This window comes from Janthinobacterium foliorum (assembly GCF_978021625.1).
Genome location: NZ_CDXDQE010000002.1, coordinates 320,831 through 336,914, shown reverse-complemented (window position 1 = coordinate 336,914; position 16,084 = coordinate 320,831). Strand labels below are relative to the sequence as shown.

12 protein-coding genes are annotated in these 16,084 nt (G+C 63.0%); 7 read left to right on the top strand and 5 right to left on the bottom strand.

Going from position 1 to position 16,084, the window contains the following annotated elements:
• Positions 1-70: 70 nt before the first annotated feature.
• The 5 genes from pheT (at position 71) to ACZ92H_RS05890 (ending at position 5,814) form a co-directional block, all read left to right on the top strand.
• On the top strand, positions 71-2,497 hold the full coding sequence (pheT, locus tag ACZ92H_RS05910; protein ID WP_465048670.1) for a phenylalanine--tRNA ligase subunit beta: 2,427 nt from the start codon (positions 71-73) through the stop codon (positions 2,495-2,497).
• A gap of 169 nt (positions 2,498-2,666) precedes the next feature.
• Positions 2,667-3,014: an integration host factor subunit alpha gene (locus ACZ92H_RS05905; RefSeq protein ID WP_010399205.1), complete on the top strand. Its 348-nt coding sequence runs from the start codon at positions 2,667-2,669 to the stop codon at positions 3,012-3,014.
• A 10-nt stretch (positions 3,015-3,024) separates the two neighbouring features.
• A complete protein-coding gene (locus tag ACZ92H_RS05900; RefSeq protein WP_131373109.1) occupies positions 3,025-3,429 on the top strand; it encodes a MerR family transcriptional regulator in 405 nt (134 codons plus the stop codon).
• 190 nt (positions 3,430-3,619) lie between these two features.
• Complete coding sequence (locus ACZ92H_RS05895; RefSeq protein WP_034783185.1) at positions 3,620-4,252, top strand: response regulator; 633 nt, start codon at positions 3,620-3,622, stop codon at positions 4,250-4,252.
• A 146-nt stretch (positions 4,253-4,398) separates the two neighbouring features.
• Positions 4,399-5,814 (top strand): sensor histidine kinase, encoded by a 1,416-nt coding sequence (locus ACZ92H_RS05890; RefSeq protein ID WP_131373110.1) that lies wholly within the window; start codon positions 4,399-4,401, stop codon positions 5,812-5,814.
• Between the two features lie 92 nt (positions 5,815-5,906).
• Here the strand turns inward: ACZ92H_RS05890 and ACZ92H_RS05885 are convergent, their stop codons facing one another.
• Positions 5,907-6,716, bottom strand: a complete 810-nt coding sequence (locus tag ACZ92H_RS05885; protein ID WP_131373111.1) for a Crp/Fnr family transcriptional regulator — start codon at positions 6,714-6,716, stop codon at positions 5,907-5,909.
• A gap of 231 nt (positions 6,717-6,947) precedes the next feature.
• Positions 6,948-9,002 carry a methyl-accepting chemotaxis protein gene (locus tag ACZ92H_RS05880; protein WP_465048669.1) on the bottom strand — a complete coding sequence of 685 codons (2,055 nt, stop codon included), beginning with the start codon at positions 9,000-9,002 and terminating at the stop codon, positions 6,948-6,950.
• A gap of 185 nt (positions 9,003-9,187) precedes the next feature.
• Here ACZ92H_RS05880 and ACZ92H_RS05875 point away from each other — a divergent pair, with 185 nt between their 5' ends.
• Positions 9,188-10,876, top strand: coding sequence for a peptide chain release factor 3 (locus ACZ92H_RS05875; RefSeq protein WP_131373240.1), 1,689 nt, complete (start codon positions 9,188-9,190; stop codon positions 10,874-10,876).
• 188 nt (positions 10,877-11,064) lie between these two features.
• Here ACZ92H_RS05875 and ACZ92H_RS05870 read toward each other — a convergent pair whose 3' ends face one another.
• Positions 11,065-12,960, bottom strand: a complete 1,896-nt coding sequence (locus ACZ92H_RS05870) for a putative bifunctional diguanylate cyclase/phosphodiesterase (RefSeq protein WP_465048668.1) — start codon at positions 12,958-12,960, stop codon at positions 11,065-11,067.
• 611 nt (positions 12,961-13,571) lie between these two features.
• Here ACZ92H_RS05870 and rnk point away from each other — a divergent pair.
• The gene (gene rnk, locus ACZ92H_RS05865) at positions 13,572-13,979 is read left to right on the top strand and encodes a nucleoside diphosphate kinase regulator (protein ID WP_131373114.1); all 408 of its coding nucleotides are present in this window, start codon (positions 13,572-13,574) and stop codon (positions 13,977-13,979) included.
• Positions 13,980-14,038: 59 nt separating this feature from the next.
• On the opposite strand, the gene ACZ92H_RS05860 is transcribed toward rnk, so the two are convergent.
• Entirely contained in the window at positions 14,039-15,070 is a 1,032-nt protein-coding gene (locus tag ACZ92H_RS05860; RefSeq protein ID WP_465048667.1) for a transporter, read from the bottom strand.
• 235 nt (positions 15,071-15,305) lie between these two features.
• Positions 15,306-16,001, bottom strand: a complete 696-nt coding sequence (locus ACZ92H_RS05855) for a YXWGXW repeat-containing protein (protein ID WP_465048666.1) — start codon at positions 15,999-16,001, stop codon at positions 15,306-15,308.
• Positions 16,002-16,084: the final 83 nt, after the last annotated feature.

Here is a 16,084-nt window from a genome sequence, read left to right as displayed (position 1 = left end):
CCGTTTGATTCATGGCGCTGGAGCGCCTGTGCGCTCGCGCTGTGAGCTTTGACCATTTGAAGGCTTGATTATGCAATTTTCCGAAAACTGGCTCCGTACCATGGTCGATCCGAAGATGACTTCGGACGAACTGGCCCATCTGCTGACCATGTCCGGTCTGGAAGTCGAGGACGTCGATCCCGTCGCCCCGCCGTTCTCGAACGTGGTGGTGGGCCTGGTCCTGGAGATGGAGAAACATCCGAACGCGGACCGCCTGAACGTGTGCCAGGTCGATGTCGGCACCGGCACCATGCTCAACATCGTGTGCGGCGCGCCGAACGTGCGCCCGGGCTTGAAAGTCGTGTGCGCCATGGCGGGCGCCGTGCTGCCGCCTGGCGCTGATGGCAAGCCGTTTGAAATCAAGGTGGGCCAGCTGCGCGGCGTCGAGTCGCAAGGCATGCTGTGCTCCGCGCGCGAACTGAAATTGTCGGAAGAAAATGCCGGTCTGATGGAATTGCCGGACGACGCGCCGATCGGCCAGAATTTCCGCGATTATTTTGCCTTGAACGACTTGAAATTCACCATCAAGTTGACGCCAAACAAGGCGGACTGCCTGTCCGTGCTGGGTGTGGCGCGCGAAGTGTCGGCCTTGACGGGCGTGCCCCTGAATGCGCCACAGTTCCGCACCGTGCCCGTCACCAGCGATGAAATCCTGCCCGTCAAAGTGAGCGCGCCGGACCTGTGCGGCCGCTTCACGGGCCGCGTCATCCGCGGCTTGAATGCCCGTGCCGCCACGCCGGACTGGATGAAGCAGCGCCTCGAGCGCAGCGGCCAGCGTCCCCTGTCGGCCCTGGTCGACATTTCCAACTATGTCATGCTGGAACTGGGCCGTCCTAGCCACGTGTTCGACCTGGCGAAAATTCACGGCAGCCTTGACGTGCGTTGGGGCAAGGCCGGCGAGTCCGTCAAGCTGTTGAACGGCAATACGGTTGCCGTCGACGAGTGGATCGGCGTCATCGCCGACGAGCAGGAAATCGAATCCCTGGCCGGCATCATGGGCGGCGACGCCAGTTCCGTCTCGGACGATACGGACAGCATCTACCTGGAAGCGGCATTCTGGTGGCCGAACGCGATTCAAGGCCGCGCGCGCCGCCTGAATTTCTCCACCGATGCGGCCCACCGTTTCGAGCGCGGCGTCGATTTCGCCACCACCGTCGAGCATATCGAGCGCATCACGGCGCTGATCGTGGAAATTTGCGGCACGCCGGCGACCACCGTCGGCCCCGTCGACGACCACGTGGTGAACCTGCCGCAACGCCAGCCTGTGTCCATGCGCACGGCGCGCGCGCAAAAAGTCATCGGCGTGCCGCTCGATGACGCGCTGATCGCCGATATCTTCACGCGCCTGGCCCTGCCATTCACCCTGGCGGACGGCGTGTTTTCCGTGACCTCGCCCAGCTACCGTTTCGACATCGAGATCGAGGAAGACTTGATCGAGGAAGTGGCGCGCGTGTACGGCTTTGAAAACATCCCGACCTTGCCGCCCGTGGCCGCGAACGTGATGCAGATCGCGCCGGAAAATACCCGCTCGCTGTTTGCGGTGCGTCATGTGCTGGCCGACCTGGGCTTCCAGGAAGTGGTTAACATGAGCTTTGTCGATACGGCATGGGAGCGCGATTTCTCCGGCAACACGAACCCGATCAAATTGCAGAACCCGATCGCCAGCCAGATGAGCGTGATGCGCTCGTCGCTGATCGGCAGCCTGATCGCCAACGTGCGCTACAACCTGAACCGCAAGACCAGTCGCGTGCGCATCTTTGAAGTGGGCGCCATCTACCAGCGCGATGACAGCGTGGAAAACGGTCCCTTGTCGGTGGCCGGTTACGCGCAGCCAAAACGCGTCGCTGCCATGGCATATGGCGCCGTGGCGGACGAGCAGTGGGGCCAGCCGTCCCGCACCGTCGACTTCTTCGACGTCAAGGCGGACCTGGAAGCGCTGTTCGCGCCGCTGGTCTTGCGCTTCACCAAGGCGGAGCACCCGGCCCTGCATCCTGGCCGCTCGGCCAATGTGGAGCTCGATGGCAAGGTCATCGGTTTCATCGGCGAATTGCACCCGCGCTGGATGCAAAAGTATGACCTGCCGCTGGCGCCCGTGCTGTTTGAAGTCGATGCCGCTGCACTGACGCAACGCAAGGTGCCCGTGTACCAGGAAATCTCGAAATTCCCTGGCGCCAGCCGCGATCTGGCCGTGGTCGTCAAGCAATCCGTGGCCGTGCAGGATCTGCTCGACAGCTTCCACGCCGCCGCCAAGGCAAGCCCGGCAGCGCGTATCGTGCAAGCCATTGTTTTATTTGATGAATATCGAGGAAAAGGGCTGGAAGCGGATGAAAAAAGCCTTGCTTTCCGGATTAGCTTGCAAGATACTCAAAACACCCTGCAAGACGATGTGGTCGATGGCCTGATGGCTGTGTTGATCGACGCGGCAAAGCAGGGCCACGACGCGAAATTGCGTTCGTAATTGCCGGATCGGCCGTCGCCCCAGGTGACGGCTGAGCCGCCATCAACCGTATACGGGGTCGCCATGTGGCGGCTCGGGCGCACAGAAAAGGCAGGGCAGGAAAATTAATAATAGCGACGTTGATTCCGCCGTACTGCAGTCCGCACTGGCCGCCGATCTGCATCGGGCCATGCTGGTTGCCAAGGTGCGCCAGGAAGCGGAAAAAGATTTGCCCACCTTGACCAAGGCGGAACTGGCCGAACTGTTGTTCGAGCAGGTGGGCTTGAACAAGCGCGAAGCGAAAGACATGGTCGAAACCTTTTTCGACGAAATCCGCAATGCGCTGGAGCGGGGCGAAGCCGTGAAATTGTCGGGTTTCGGCAACTTCCAGCTGCGCGACAAGCCGCAGCGGCCGGGCCGCAACCCGAAGACAGGCGAAGAGATTCCCATCACGGCACGCCGTGTCGTTACCTTTCATGCGAGCCAGAAGCTGAAAAGCATGGTCGAAGAGACCAGTCCGCTGGCCCGTGCTGCCTGAGTGAGTGGCGATGAACGAGCGCATCAGTAAAACCGAGTTGATCGCCTTGCCGCCCATTCCGGCCAAGCGCTACTTCACGATCGGCGAGGTGAGCGAGTTGTGCGGCGTCAAGCCGCATGTGCTGCGTTACTGGGAACAGGAGTTCTCGCAGCTCAAGCCGGTCAAGCGGCGCGGCAACCGCCGCTATTATCAGCACCATGAAGTGCTGCTGATACGGCGCATCCGCGAACTGCTGTACGAGCAGGGCTTTACCATCAGCGGCGCGCGCAACAAGCTTGACAGCCGTGGCGCGGCGCATGCCGTGATCGACGATATGCCGCCGCTGGCCGCCGCACCGGTCGCGCCGCAGGAAGCGCCGCTGGACCGCGGATGGATACGCAATGAATTAATTGCGATTTTAAACTTGCTAAAATAAGATTTGTACCAATATAGGCCGGGTTGTCCGATACCGGCATACTATACTGTATGGTTGCAGCGCCGGTATCGTACGGCGCGCGCCATTTTGAATATAATGTTAATGTTGCGTTTTTGTTAGTAACGCTGAACCGGAGCAGCGTTCAGGTTCCGGTAGTCTTTCCCAGGCCAGGAAAATTTAAGGGGAAACAATGATACGCGTTGCCATTTGTGATGATCACCAAATAGTACGAGCTGGATTCAAACAGATTTTTTCGTCGTCGAGCGATTTCAGTGTGGTGGCGGAAGCCGGTACGGGGCGCGAAGCCCTCGATATCGCCCGCCGTGAAATATGTGATGTGCTGTTGCTCGATATCGCCATGCCCGACCAGAGCGGCATCGATACCTTGCGCACGATCCGCCAGGGCCAGCCGGAATTGCCTGTGCTGATACTCAGCGGCTATCCTGCGCAGCAATATGCGCTGAACCTGTTCAAGATGGGCGCGAATGGCTATCTGAACAAGGAATGCGAGGCGGACGAGCTGATGACGGCCGTGCGCACCGTGTTCCAGGGGCGCCGCTACGTCAGCTCCACCGTGGGCGAGTTGCTGGCGCAATCGTTCGACCGCGATACGAATGCCGCGCTGCATACGGAATTGTCGGACCGCGAGTTTCAGGTCTTCCTGCGCCTGGCGCGTGGCGCCACCGTCTCTGATATCGGCGTCGCCTTGTCGCTGAGCATCAAGACGGTGAGTACCTACCGCACGCGCATCATGGAAAAAATGGGCTTGCAATCCAACAGCGACTTGACCTATTACGCAATGAAAAACAATTTGCTTGACTAGCGTGGCGGTGCGATCATGCCACCATGATCGCTCAGCGATGCGGGCCAGGCACGACTTGTGCAGTGCAGCAGTCTGTGGCGAGGATTATAATTGGCCGGCGCCGGCGCTCTCTCCCGCGCCGAACCTTGCTAAGGATGCACACCAGGATGTATTTCACCGTCGAACCGGCCCCGAATCACCGCCTGCCCCTGTACAAGACGATATTGTGCGTCACCTGCGCCTTGCTGCTTGTCCTGAATGGTTTCAGCCTCTTCCATAATCTGCAGTCGCTGAAGGGCACGAATGCCTTGCTCAGCCAGAGCGCCCGCGTGGCCGACCGCCTGCAGTATCTGAACGTGCTCGTGCTTGATGCGGAAAGCAGCTTGCGCGGCTATTTCATTTCCGGCTCGGAAACTTACCTGGGTCCGTCGAAGACGGCCACCACGGAAATCGAAAACGAATTCAATGAGTTGCAGACCTTGCTGGCGGGCAGCCCCACGCAGCTGAAAAACCTGACTCAGCTGAAAACCTTGATCCGCCGCAAGATGTCGATGCTGCAGCAGTCGATCGATGTCTACAAGCAGGGCGGGCTGGCCGAGATTGTCAATATCTCGCGCGTGACGGACGACCGCGCCACGATGGACGAGATCCGCCTGCAGGTGGTGATCATGACGCGCGAACAGAATGAAGCGCTGACTTCCGGCAGCGCCGCCTTTTACCACGAGTACCAGAAAGCCGTGCTGCTTGGCATCGGCATCAATGCGCTGGCCATCCTCGTGCTGATCATGTTTTACCAGCTGGTGCGGCGCAGTTTCCAGAACCGCGCGGCCGTCGAGTATGCATTGCAAAATGCCAACGACAACCTGGAGTCGACGGTTACCAAGCGTACGGAGCAATTATCCGTGCTGTCGCGGCATTTGATCAGCGTCAATGAAGTGGAGAAGGCGCGCCTGGCGCGCGAACTGCACGATGAGCTGGGTGCCAATTTGACGTCGATCAGCATGGACCTGGGCGCCGTCACCCAGCAGCTGGCGCAGACGCAGCCGGCACTGGCGGCGCAATTGCGCCGCGCCAAGGCAACCCTGCTGGAAACGGTGGAGCTCAAGCGCCGCATCGTCGAGGATCTGCGTCCCAGCCTGCTGGACAACCTGGGCCTGTGCGCCGCCATCGAAAGCTATTGCGAGGATTTTGCGCGCATGAGCTCGGTGCGCTGCGATACGGACGTGGCCATCAACATCGACAACCGCGAAGCGACCCTGACGATCGCCCTGTTCCGCATCGTGCAGGAATCGCTGACCAACATCCTGAAATACGCGCGCGCCGGCATGGTCAGCGTGACCTTGAAACGCAACGAACACGGCCTGGTGCTGCGCGTCATCGACGACGGCATCGGCATCACGGAAGATGCGCTGCAAAAACCCATGTCGCACGGCTTGCTGGGCATGCGCGAGCGGGCGCTGCTGCTGGGTGGCACGCTCACCGTGCGGCAGGGGCCGGATGGCAAGGGCACGTGCGTGGAAGCCTTGATTCCGCTGCCGCTCACGCCTGAGCCGGAAGGCATCGATGCAGATGCCGAGGCGTAAAGATTGTGGGGCAAAAAAATGGCCGGGCAAATTGCCCGGCCATTTTTTTTATCCATGCTGCCGGGGAAGCGGCAGCCAGGCTTGGCAGCAGATCAGCAGCGCGACACGTCGCGCAGCAGGCGGTCGTATTCCGTCTTGGCGACTTTGTAGCATTCGCCCGCATAGCATTCCAGGCCGGCACGGTCCAGCACCGTGATGTTGCCGCGGCGATAATGGATCAAGCCTTCTTCCTGCAGCTTGCCGGCGGCGGCCGTGATGCTTTCGCGGCGCACGCCCAGCATGATGGAGATCAGTTCCTGCGTGACTTTCAATTCGTTCGATGGCGAACGGTCCAGGCGGTCCAGCAGCCAGCGGCACAGCTTTTGTTCGATCGAGCTGTGGCGGCCGCCGACGGCGTTTTGCGCCATTTGCGCAAAAAGCGCGTTGGTGTAGCGCATCAGCAGCTGGGGCAGGGCGCCGCCCTGGTTGAACGCATCGCGCAGGCTTTGCGTCTTGAGGCGGTAGCCGTAGCCGGCGCTTTGCACGACGGCCGTGCACATGGCCCGTTCGCCTGCCAGCAGCGAGGCGCCGGCCACGCCTTCATGGCCGACGACGGCGATTTCCGTCGTGGCGCCATCTTCCATCACATACAGCAGCGAAATGATGGCCGTGGTGGGAAAGTAGCTGTATTCCAGGTGATTGCCGTAGGCGTACAGTTCCTTGCCGAACGGCAGTTCCACCAGTTCGAGGTCTTCGAACAGCGATTCGAGCGCGGCGCGCGGCAAGGCGGCCAGCAATTCATTTTGTTGAGCACTGCTGAGGCTAACCCGGGACGCAATCTTGATCTCCCGGCCCGCCGCCGGCATGGCGCGTGGCAGCAACTGGTTTTTTGCGACCGGGGTGCTAAGTTGAGTATGGTTCATTTTATTCCTCACAGGCTTTTTTTACATCGGAGTGCGACTGCCGGCGTTGCTGGCCAGAACTGCGGCTGTATCCATGTGATAACAGCGTTTTTTCTGGCCGCGCAGTGCAGATCGCGATGTAGCTACTTTAAAAGCTTATGTAAGTGGCGAACATAAGATTAGCAGTCGCCACTTTGTAGTCTATTTTGAGGCCAAATTGTAGTCCTTGTCCTACATGCACACTTTTGACGGTCAAGCCTTGCGCCGTTCCCCGCGATTTTGTGATATTACGCGCGGTTTATTCGCGCTCCACAGGCCCGCCGGGCGCACGCTGGGCAGGCCGTCGCGGGCTGCCAGCGCCGGCGCCTGGCGCGTGACGGCATCGTCGTGCTCGCCCAGGCGGAAGCGGCTGACGGCCTGCGTCAGCGCTTCGCCTTCCTGGTGCAAGCGCTGCGAGCCGGCGCGCGCTTCGTCGACCAGGCCCGCGTTCTGCCGCGTCATGTCGTCGATCTGCGCCAGCGCCGCGTTGATTTGCGCGATCTCGCCATTCTGCTCGGCGCCGGCGCTGCTGATGCGCCCGATCACCACGGCCACCTGCTGCACCGCGTCGACGACTTGCCGCATGGTGCTGCCGGCCGCGTTGACCAGGTCGCCGCCCGCGTCCACCGTGGCCACCGAATCGCCGATCAGGCGCTTGATCTGCTGCGCCGCCTCGCTGGAGCGCTGCGCCAGGCTGCGCACCTCGGACGCCACCACGGCAAAGCCGCGTCCCTGCTCGCCCGCGCGGGCCGCTTCCACGGCCGCGTTCAGGGCCAGGATGTTGGTCTGGAAGGCGATGCCGTTGATGACGCCGATGATGTCGACGATCTTGTGCGAGCTGGCCTTGATCGAGGCCATGGTCTCGACCACGGCGCTGACGGTGGCGCCGCCGCGCAGGGCCACTTCGGCCGCCGACGCCACCAGCGTGCGTCCCTGTCCCACGTGGGCTTCGTTGCGGCCCACGGTCGCCGTCAGCTCGCGCATCGAATCCACCGTGGCTCCCAGCGCTTCCGATTGCGTGGCCGTGTGGCCGGACAGGGCCAGGTTGCCCTGCGCGATGTCGGCGCCGGCCGCCGCGATGACGGCCGCGCCGCCGCGGATCTCCTGCACCAGGGTGGCCAGGCCATGCGTCATGGCGCCAAAGTCGCGCACCAGGTCGCCGATCTCGTCGTGCGCCTGCGAGGTGATGCGCTGCGACAGGTCGCCCGCCGCCGCCGCGCCCACGGCCACGCGCAGCTGCTTGACGTCGCGCGCGAAGGCGGCATAGAAGCCGGCGCACAGGTAGGCGGCGGCCAGCAGGACCAGCAGCATGGCGGCCAGGATCAGCGCGCGGCGCGCCTGGTCGCGGGCGATGCGCTGCGCCAGCAAGCCATCGAGGGCGCTGGCGGAGGCGCCAGAGAGCGCGTGCAGGGCGTCGATGGCCTGCATGCCGGCCGCGTGGAATTGCGCGCCCGAGGTCTGGTCGTAGGAATTCGTCACTTCATTCTTCGTGCGCTCCAGAAAGGCCAGGGCCGACGGCACGGCTTTCAAGGCTGGCTGCAGGCTGGCTTTCAGGGTCGGCTTGGCGGCGAGGATTTCCTCGAAGCGGGCCGGCAGGCGTTCCAGTTCGTGGCGCGCGATCAGGGCGTTGGCGTTGACCAGCTGGTCTTCATTCGCCTCGAACAGGCCCGTGTCGATATAGGCGGCGCCGCGCCCGGCGATGTCGGACAGGCTCTCGGCCAAATCGGGCAGGGTGGCGGTGAAGACGGCGCTCAGGTGGTTGGCGCCCGCGTCCGGGTCCAGGCTCAGGTGCGAACGGTCGGCCACCAGCTGGCCCAGCTTGCCCGCCTGGCGCAGCAGCGCCGTGTGCGCCGCATAGCTGTCGCGCGCCGTGATGCCCGCCTGGCGGCCCAGCAGGGCTTGCCATTGCTTGTTCAATTCCGCCGCCTGGGGCAGCCCGGCGCCCGCCGGCAGGCGCGTCAGGGCGGCCAGCGCGGCCGAGATGCGTGGCGCCAGGGCCGCATTGTCCATCCCCTCCTTGCCGCTCAGGCGCAGGTGTTCCAGGCCGCGGCGCTGCTGCAGCAGGCGCGTGCCTTCCTGCAGCTGGCGCACGTACGCCACGCCCAGCTGGGCATCCTGTGCCTGGGCCAGCGACTTGCCCAGTTCCGAGATCAGCAGGGTGGTCGCCAGCGCCAGCGGCAGCAGGAACACCAGGCAGACAAGCATGAATTTGGGCAGCAGGCGCAAGCGCTGCATGAGGCGGATGGCGGGGGTGAGGAGGATTTTCATCGGATTTCCAGGGTAGGGTGGCAACATTTCTGCAGTGCAATGTTGCCTGCGGATTGTGACCCCTTGATGAAGTGCGCACAGAGAAGGCGATTTTGCCGTCCGCCAGAGTGAAGCAGTTCACACGGAAGGCCGATCCTTCTGTAAAATCGAGGGTTTTTTGCGAGGGCCATATTATGGTCACCAATATGGCCAACGAGAACGACATCACTACCCCCGATTCCAGCGACAATGCGGACAATGCCGCCGATACCGCCAGCGCCGCTACGGGCAGCAAGGCGCCGGCCGTGATCGCGCGCGAAGTCAAGCGCCGCCGCACCTTCGGCATCATTTCCCACCCGGATGCGGGTAAAACCACCCTGACGGAAAAACTGCTGCTGTTCTCGGGCGCGATCCAGATGGCCGGTACCGTCAAGGCGCGCAAGTCGGGCCGCCACGCGACGTCGGACTGGATGGAAATCGAGAAGCAGCGCGGCATTTCCGTCGCTTCCTCGGTGATGCAGTTCGAATTCCGCGACCACGTCGTCAACCTGCTCGACACCCCGGGCCACCAGGACTTCTCGGAAGATACCTACCGCGTGCTGACGGCCGTCGATTCGGCGCTGATGGTGATCGATGCGGCCAAGGGCGTGGAAGCGCAGACGATCAAGCTGCTGGCCGTCTGCCGCATGCGCAACACGCCCATCGTCACTTTCATGAACAAGATGGACCGCGAGACGCGCGATCCGCTGGAACTGCTCGACGAACTCGAATCGGTGCTGAAGATCCAGTGCGCGCCCGTCACCTGGCCGATCGGCATGGGCAAAAACTTCCGCGGCGTGTACCACCTGCTGAACGACGAGATCATGCTGTTCAAGGCCGGCGAGGAAAAGGCCGATGGCGCCTTCGAGATCATCAAGGGCATCGACAATCCGCGCCTGCAGGAGATGTTCCCGCTGGAGATGGACCAGCTGCGCATGGAAGTGGAACTGGTGCACGGCGCCTCGCATCCGTTCAACCTGGAGGAATTCCTCTCCGGCGTGCAGACGCCCGTGTTCTTCGGTTCGGCCATCAACAACTTCGGCGTGCGCGAGATCCTGTCGGCGCTGGTCGACTGGGCGCCGGCGCCGCGCGAGCGCGATGCCACCGTGCGTTCCGTCGATCCGACCGAGCAGCCATTCACCGGCTTCGTCTTCAAGATCCAGGCCAACATGGACCCGGCGCACCGCGACCGCATCGCCTTTTTGCGCGTGTGCTCGGGACGTTTCGAGCGCGGCATGAAGGTCAAGCACTTGCGCCTGGGGCGCGAGATCAAGGTGTCGAACGTGGTGACCTTCATGGCATCGTCGCGCGAACAGGTGGAAGAAGCGTACGCGGGCGACATCATCGGCTTGCCGAACCATGGCAACATGCAGATCGGCGACAGTTTTTCCGAAGGCGAGATGCTGACGTTTACGGGCATCCCGTACTTCGCGCCGGACTTCTTCCGCTCGGTGCGCATCCGCAACCCGCTGAAGATCAAGCAGCTGCACAAGGGCTTGCAGCAGCTGGGCGAAGAGGGCGCGGTGCAGGTCTTCAAGCCGGTGCAGGGCGGTGAGCTGATCCTGGGCGCCGTCGGCGTGCTGCAGTTCGAAGTGGTGGCCAGCCGTTTGCTCAACGAATACGGCGTCGACGCCGTGTTCGAAGGCACCAGCATCAGCAGCGCGCGCTGGGTCAGCTGCGACGACAAGCGCATCCTGAACGACTTCGAAAACGCGCTGGGCCACAACGTGGCCTACGATGCGGCCGGCAACATGGCCTACCTGGCGACGTCCGGCGTGAACCTGCGCCTGACGGAAGAGCGCTGGCCGAAGCTGAAGTTCCACGCCACGCGCGAGCATTCGGCCAAGCTGGCTTGATTTAGCGCTGGCGGTGTCGGATTACGCGCCTTGCGCTAATCCGACCTACGTCTGCGCATTTTCTCCGGCACCCTTGTTCAGATCGGCAGGCGTCGGCTTACGCGCTTTGCGCTAACCCGACCTGCCCGTTGATGGCGTAGGTCGGATCAGGCCAAGGGCCGTCATCCGACACCCTTGTTGGCGGCAATTCAAGCCGGCAGGATCGTGCGCGTGCTCCAGTCGCGCCGCTCCAGCAGCAGCGCCGTCAGCTGCGCCGCCGTCATCGGACGGGCGAAGAAGAAGCCCTGCACGTTGTCGCAGCCCGCTTTGCGCAAAAACTCCACTTGCTGCAGCGTTTCCACGCCTTCGGCCACCACTTTCAGATGCAGGCTGTGCGCCATGGCGATGATGGCCGTGACGATGGCTTCGCCCTCGCCGGGCAAATCGTGCACGAAGCTGCGGTCGATTTTCAGCTGGTCGATGGGCAGGCGCTTCAGGTAGGACATCGAGGAATAGCCGGTGCCGAAATCATCGATGGACAGGTGGATGCCCGTTTCCTGCAGGCGCCGCATCAATTCCACGTTGGCGTGGATATTGTCCATCAGGACGCCTTCCGTGATTTCCAGTTCCAGCAAGCCGTGCGGCAGCTGCGTTTCGTGCAGGATGGCGCGGATGTCGTCCATCAGGCCAGGATCGCGCGCCTGGCAGGCGGACAGGTTGACGGCCACGTGTTCCAGCGAATCGAGCAAGCCCGCCTTGCACCAGGTGGCCGCCTGGCGGCAGGCGCTTTGCAGCACCCAGCGTCCCAGGTCGACGATGATGCCGCTTTCCTCGGCCACGGGAATGAATTCGGCCGGACTCAGTTGCCCCATCTCGCGGCAATGCCAGCGGACCAGCGCTTCCACCCCGACGATGCGGCCGCTGCGCAAGTCGATCTGCGGCTGGTAGTGCAGATACAGTTCCTCGTTGTGCAGCGCGCGGCGCAGGTTCGCTTCCATGCGCAGGCGGCGCTGGGCGCGCAGTTCCATCTCGGCCTGGAAGACGGCGTAGCGGTTCTTGCCCTGGTGCTTGGCGTGGTACATGGCCGTGTCGGCATTGCGCGTGAGGGTGGCCACGTCGTGCGCGTCGAACGGATACAGGCTCACGCCGATGCTGGCGCTGACATACAGCTGGTGGCCTTCGAGGTCGAAGGGCTCGGCCAGCACGGCGAGGATCTTGCGCGCCACGCTGGCCATTTCCGAGCTGTCGTCGGCCGGTTCGACGATGACGACGAATTCGTCGCCGCCGATGCGGCAGATGATGTCGGTGGTGCGCAGGATGGCCACCAGGCGCCCGGCGACGAGTTTGAGCAGCTGGTCGCCGCAATGGTGGCCCAGGGTGTCGTTGACGACCTTAAAGTTGTCCAGGTCCAGCAGCAGCAGGCCCACGCTGCTGTCCTGGCGATCGGCGCGCGCCAGCGCATACGCCAGCGCTTCGTTGAACTCATGCCGGTTCGGCAGTTCGGTGACGGGATCGACGTGGGCCAGGTAGTGCAAATGGTTTTCCGCATGCTGGGCGGCGATGCGCGTGCGGCGCACCAGCAGCGCCGTCAGGCCGAAGGCGCACAGGCTGACCAGCACGGTGAAGGCGGCGAACTGCGCCAGGCTGCGGTATTGCGGCGCCAGGCTGGCGCGCAGCAGCAGGGCGCCGCCGCCCGGCAGCGCGGTGAGCATGCTGGCGCTGCCAGCCAGCAAGTCCAGGTGCAGGCCGGCGCGCGGCGCGGCCGGCGCCGCAGCGGCATCGGCGCCGCGCGCGTAGCGGGCAAACGGCGCGCCGTAGGGGCTGTAGATCAGGGCTTGCCGGATGTGCGGTGCGAGCGCCAGGGGCGCGAGGACCTGTTCTGCCGCAAGAGGGTCGCCCTGGCGCAGGGCGCGGGCGGCGGCGGGAGCCAGCATGGCGGACTGTATCCGCAAGTCGCGCTGCAATGCCGCTTGCAAGGTGAACCACTGGAACAGCACCAGCAGCAGGCTGGCGCCGGCCAGCATGGCGCCTGCCGCCAGCAAGTTCAGCCTGGAAATCCTGTCGCCGCGCAACTGGGCGGAGGGCAGTATCAAGGGCGCCATCATGACGCCCTCCCTTGCCGGCCCCGCCTGCCGCCGCCCCGTGTGATGCCGCCTTGCCCTGCCATACTTTACGTTCCAGTCTGATGAAAAACCGAAGTGAGCCGGAACTCTCAACGTGTTGTTAAGGCCGACATATTGTCATTTTGCAGCGAGAAAGTACAGCGGGCGCGGCCTTGCCCTTGCTGCGTCAGTGCATGTGGCCAGCAACAAGGCAACTGTTGCTGGGAAGTACGGTGGCGTCATGTCCCGCATATGGGCATGTCTTTATAATAATAATCCAGATTGATTCTAATCCTTTTTTTGCAGGCATGTTTTTTCCTGTTCAAGACATGCCTGCGGTAAATACAATGCCGGCAGGAATAACTCGGTATCCTCCCGGGTGAATGTGCACGCAGTGCCTGTTTTTATGCCGCGAATAAATATTAAATTGCAAGTTATTGATTTTAATAAATTTTAAGAGAGAATGTATGAACGCTATGGCCTTGCTCCGCGAGTTCGTCCATAATCCGCAGATGATGGACGTTCTGATGCTGTTTGTTTTGTCTTGTGCGCGCAAGTAACTCGCCGCCAGCGAAGCCGGACGCCGCCCTAATGATAAAAATAGTGAGGATATCTTGGAAAAAAAACCAAAAATTATTTTGTCGTCACAAGACCTGGAACGACTGGAAGCGTTGTTGTACGCCTTGGGAAATAATCTGTCGCCGGACAAGGCGGCCCTGCTCGACGAGCTGGGCCGCGCCGAGGTGCTCGAGCCGCAGGAGATCCCGCCGACTGTCGTGACGATGAATTCCACCGTGCGCTTCACGGTGGAAAACAAGGATGAATTCTGCCTGACGCTCGTGTATCCGAAGGACGTGGAAGGCCAGGCCGACCGCATTTCCGTGCTGGCGCCCGTCGGCAGCGCGCTGCTGGGCCTGTCCGTGGGCGACAGCATCGCCTGGCCCATGCCCGGCGGCGTGGTGAAGGTGAAGATCGAGGAAATCGTTTATCAGCCTGAACGGGCCGGTGAATACCACCGCTAAGCGCTGATGCAGTGACGGCGGACGGCGCCTGCCGTTCGCCCGCAAGGCCGTGCCGGCGTTCATGAACTATTGCGTTGCACGCGCACCACCAGCCATCCGGCCACGACCGTAAACGTGACGATGATGGCGACGATGATCCAGAAGCCCTGCGGATGCTGGGCCAGCGGAATGCCCCCCACGTTCATGCCCAGCATGCCGGCGATGATATTGATCGGCAAGGCCAGCACCGTGACGATGGTCAGCACGAACAGGCTGCGGCTGTTTTCCTCGTTGACCCGGGCGGCGATCTCTTCCTGCAGCAATTTGATGCGTTCCTGCAAGGACGACATGTCGCTGAGCACGACGGAAAATTCCTCCGTCGACTGGCGCAGTTCCAGGCTGTCGAGCTCCGAGACCCACGAAGGCGGGCGCTGCAGCAGGCGGAACAGGGCGGCCGGCTCCGGCGCGAGCAGGCGCTGCAGCCGTACCAGCACGCGCCGCATGGCGCCCAGGTCTTCGCGTTTCGGCACCAGGCGCCCGGCCAGCAAGTGATCCTCGATATCGTCGACCCTGGCCACGGCATCGCGCACGATGTTGACCAGCACGTCGGCCTGGTCGCGCAGCAAATGGATCAGCAGCTCCACCGACGAGCGGATCGGCTCGTGGTTCTTGATGACGGCCTGGCGCAGGCGCTCGATCGACTGCAGCGGCGCGCGGCGCGCCGTGATGACGAGGTTTTGCGCCACGCTGGCCCACATGGTGGAAATGTCGGACGCTTCGAACGAGAAGTTGTGCACCACATCGTTGACCACGGCGATCAGGGTGTTTTCCGCCTGCTCGATGCGCGTCGAGCGCGAACCCTGGTGCAGCGTTTCATAGAATTCGCCGGCCAGCTGGGTATGCGCCAGCAGCCACTTTTCGCTGGCCGCATGCGACAGGTTGAAATGCAGCCAGACAAATTCGTGCGCCGGGTGCGCCGCGCCAGGCGCCAGCCAGGCCAGCGCGGCACCCGAATCGAGCGCCAGCGGCTGCGCATCGCGGCCAAACAGGAAGCCCCAGACCAGGCCCGAGGTATCCGAGCCGTAGGTAAAGCCGGCATTTTCCATCGCCATCGTGAATCTTTCTCGCGCAGTGTGATTGATCGTCGCGCGATGTTAATACACGGATGTGTCGGGAAAATGACAAGGCCACCGCGCCGGGTGGCCTCGCTGTGCATGCAAGCGCACGACGCCTGAGCAAACCGGCGCGGGCGGCAGTGATTTGTGGCCGGGACGCGCAGCCGGCCGCCAGTGCGGCGAGCATCGCCGGCCGCACAGCGCGCCGCGCAGCAGCTTGGATCAGGTGTCGCTAACTGCGGCGCGGATTGTCGGGGCGGCGGTCGTCGCGGTTGGGGATGCCGTCGCCGTCGCGGTCGTGGCGGTTGCCATTGTCGCGGTCATAGCGGTTCGGGATGCCGTCGCGGTCGCGGTCGCCGTTCGGGCCGCGCGACCAGCGGCCTTGCTCCATCTGCCAGCGACCATCGCGCTGGTTCCAGGCGGGCGGCGCATACACATAGCCGGGGCGTTCGGCGATCCACACGCCCGGGGTCCAGGCGTAGCGCTGGCTGCGCCATTCCCAGTGGCCGGGTGCCCAGATGTAGCCGTGGCGGGCGCGCGGGATGGCTTCGCGGCGCGGCGGCGGCGGGGCGATGCGGATCTCGTCATAGCGCACGGGCTGGATTTGCGCGGCCGTCCAGCCGCCGCGGTCCAGGCGCCAGCGGTTGTTCTCCTGTATCCAGGCGGCGCGGCGGTACTGGTTGCCGTTGCGTTCGCGCAGCCATTCGCCGCCCGTCCAGACGTGGTGCTGGCCGTCCCAGTTCCAGTAGCCGGGCGCCCAGACATAGCCGCTGCGCGGTGCGGGCACGCTTTCAAAGCGTGGTGGGGGCGGCGCGCTGCCGATGACAATGCTGACGCCGACCGGGCTTTGCGCCATGGCTTGCGCGGGCAGGAAGGCTGCGGTGCTGATGGCAAGCATGGCTGCTGCGTAAAGTGCGATGGGTTTCATGGTGTGCTCCATTTCGGTGATTGCGTGAAATGGACTATAGGCGCTTGCCGGCGGCGTTATCGCCTTTGATTCAACTTATTACA

Coding starts and splice junctions, on each gene's coding strand:
- pheT (WP_465048670.1), top strand. CDS start 71: ATGCAATTTTCCGAAAACTGGCTCCGTACCATGGTCGATCCGAAGATG.
- ACZ92H_RS05905 (WP_010399205.1), top strand. CDS start 2,667: ATGCTGGTTGCCAAGGTGCGCCAGGAAGCGGAAAAAGATTTGCCCACC.
- ACZ92H_RS05900 (WP_131373109.1), top strand. CDS start 3,025: ATGAACGAGCGCATCAGTAAAACCGAGTTGATCGCCTTGCCGCCCATT.
- ACZ92H_RS05895 (WP_034783185.1), top strand. CDS start 3,620: ATGATACGCGTTGCCATTTGTGATGATCACCAAATAGTACGAGCTGGA.
- ACZ92H_RS05890 (WP_131373110.1), top strand. CDS start 4,399: ATGTATTTCACCGTCGAACCGGCCCCGAATCACCGCCTGCCCCTGTAC.
- ACZ92H_RS05885 (WP_131373111.1), bottom strand. CDS start 6,716: ATGAACCATACTCAACTTAGCACCCCGGTCGCAAAAAACCAGTTGCTG.
- ACZ92H_RS05880 (WP_465048669.1), bottom strand. CDS start 9,002: ATGAAAATCCTCCTCACCCCCGCCATCCGCCTCATGCAGCGCTTGCGC.
- ACZ92H_RS05875 (WP_131373240.1), top strand. CDS start 9,188: ATGGCCAACGAGAACGACATCACTACCCCCGATTCCAGCGACAATGCG.
- ACZ92H_RS05870 (WP_465048668.1), bottom strand. CDS start 12,960: ATGATGGCGCCCTTGATACTGCCCTCCGCCCAGTTGCGCGGCGACAGG.
- ACZ92H_RS05860 (WP_465048667.1), bottom strand. CDS start 15,070: ATGGCGATGGAAAATGCCGGCTTTACCTACGGCTCGGATACCTCGGGC.
- ACZ92H_RS05855 (WP_465048666.1), bottom strand. CDS start 16,001: ATGAAACCCATCGCACTTTACGCAGCAGCCATGCTTGCCATCAGCACC.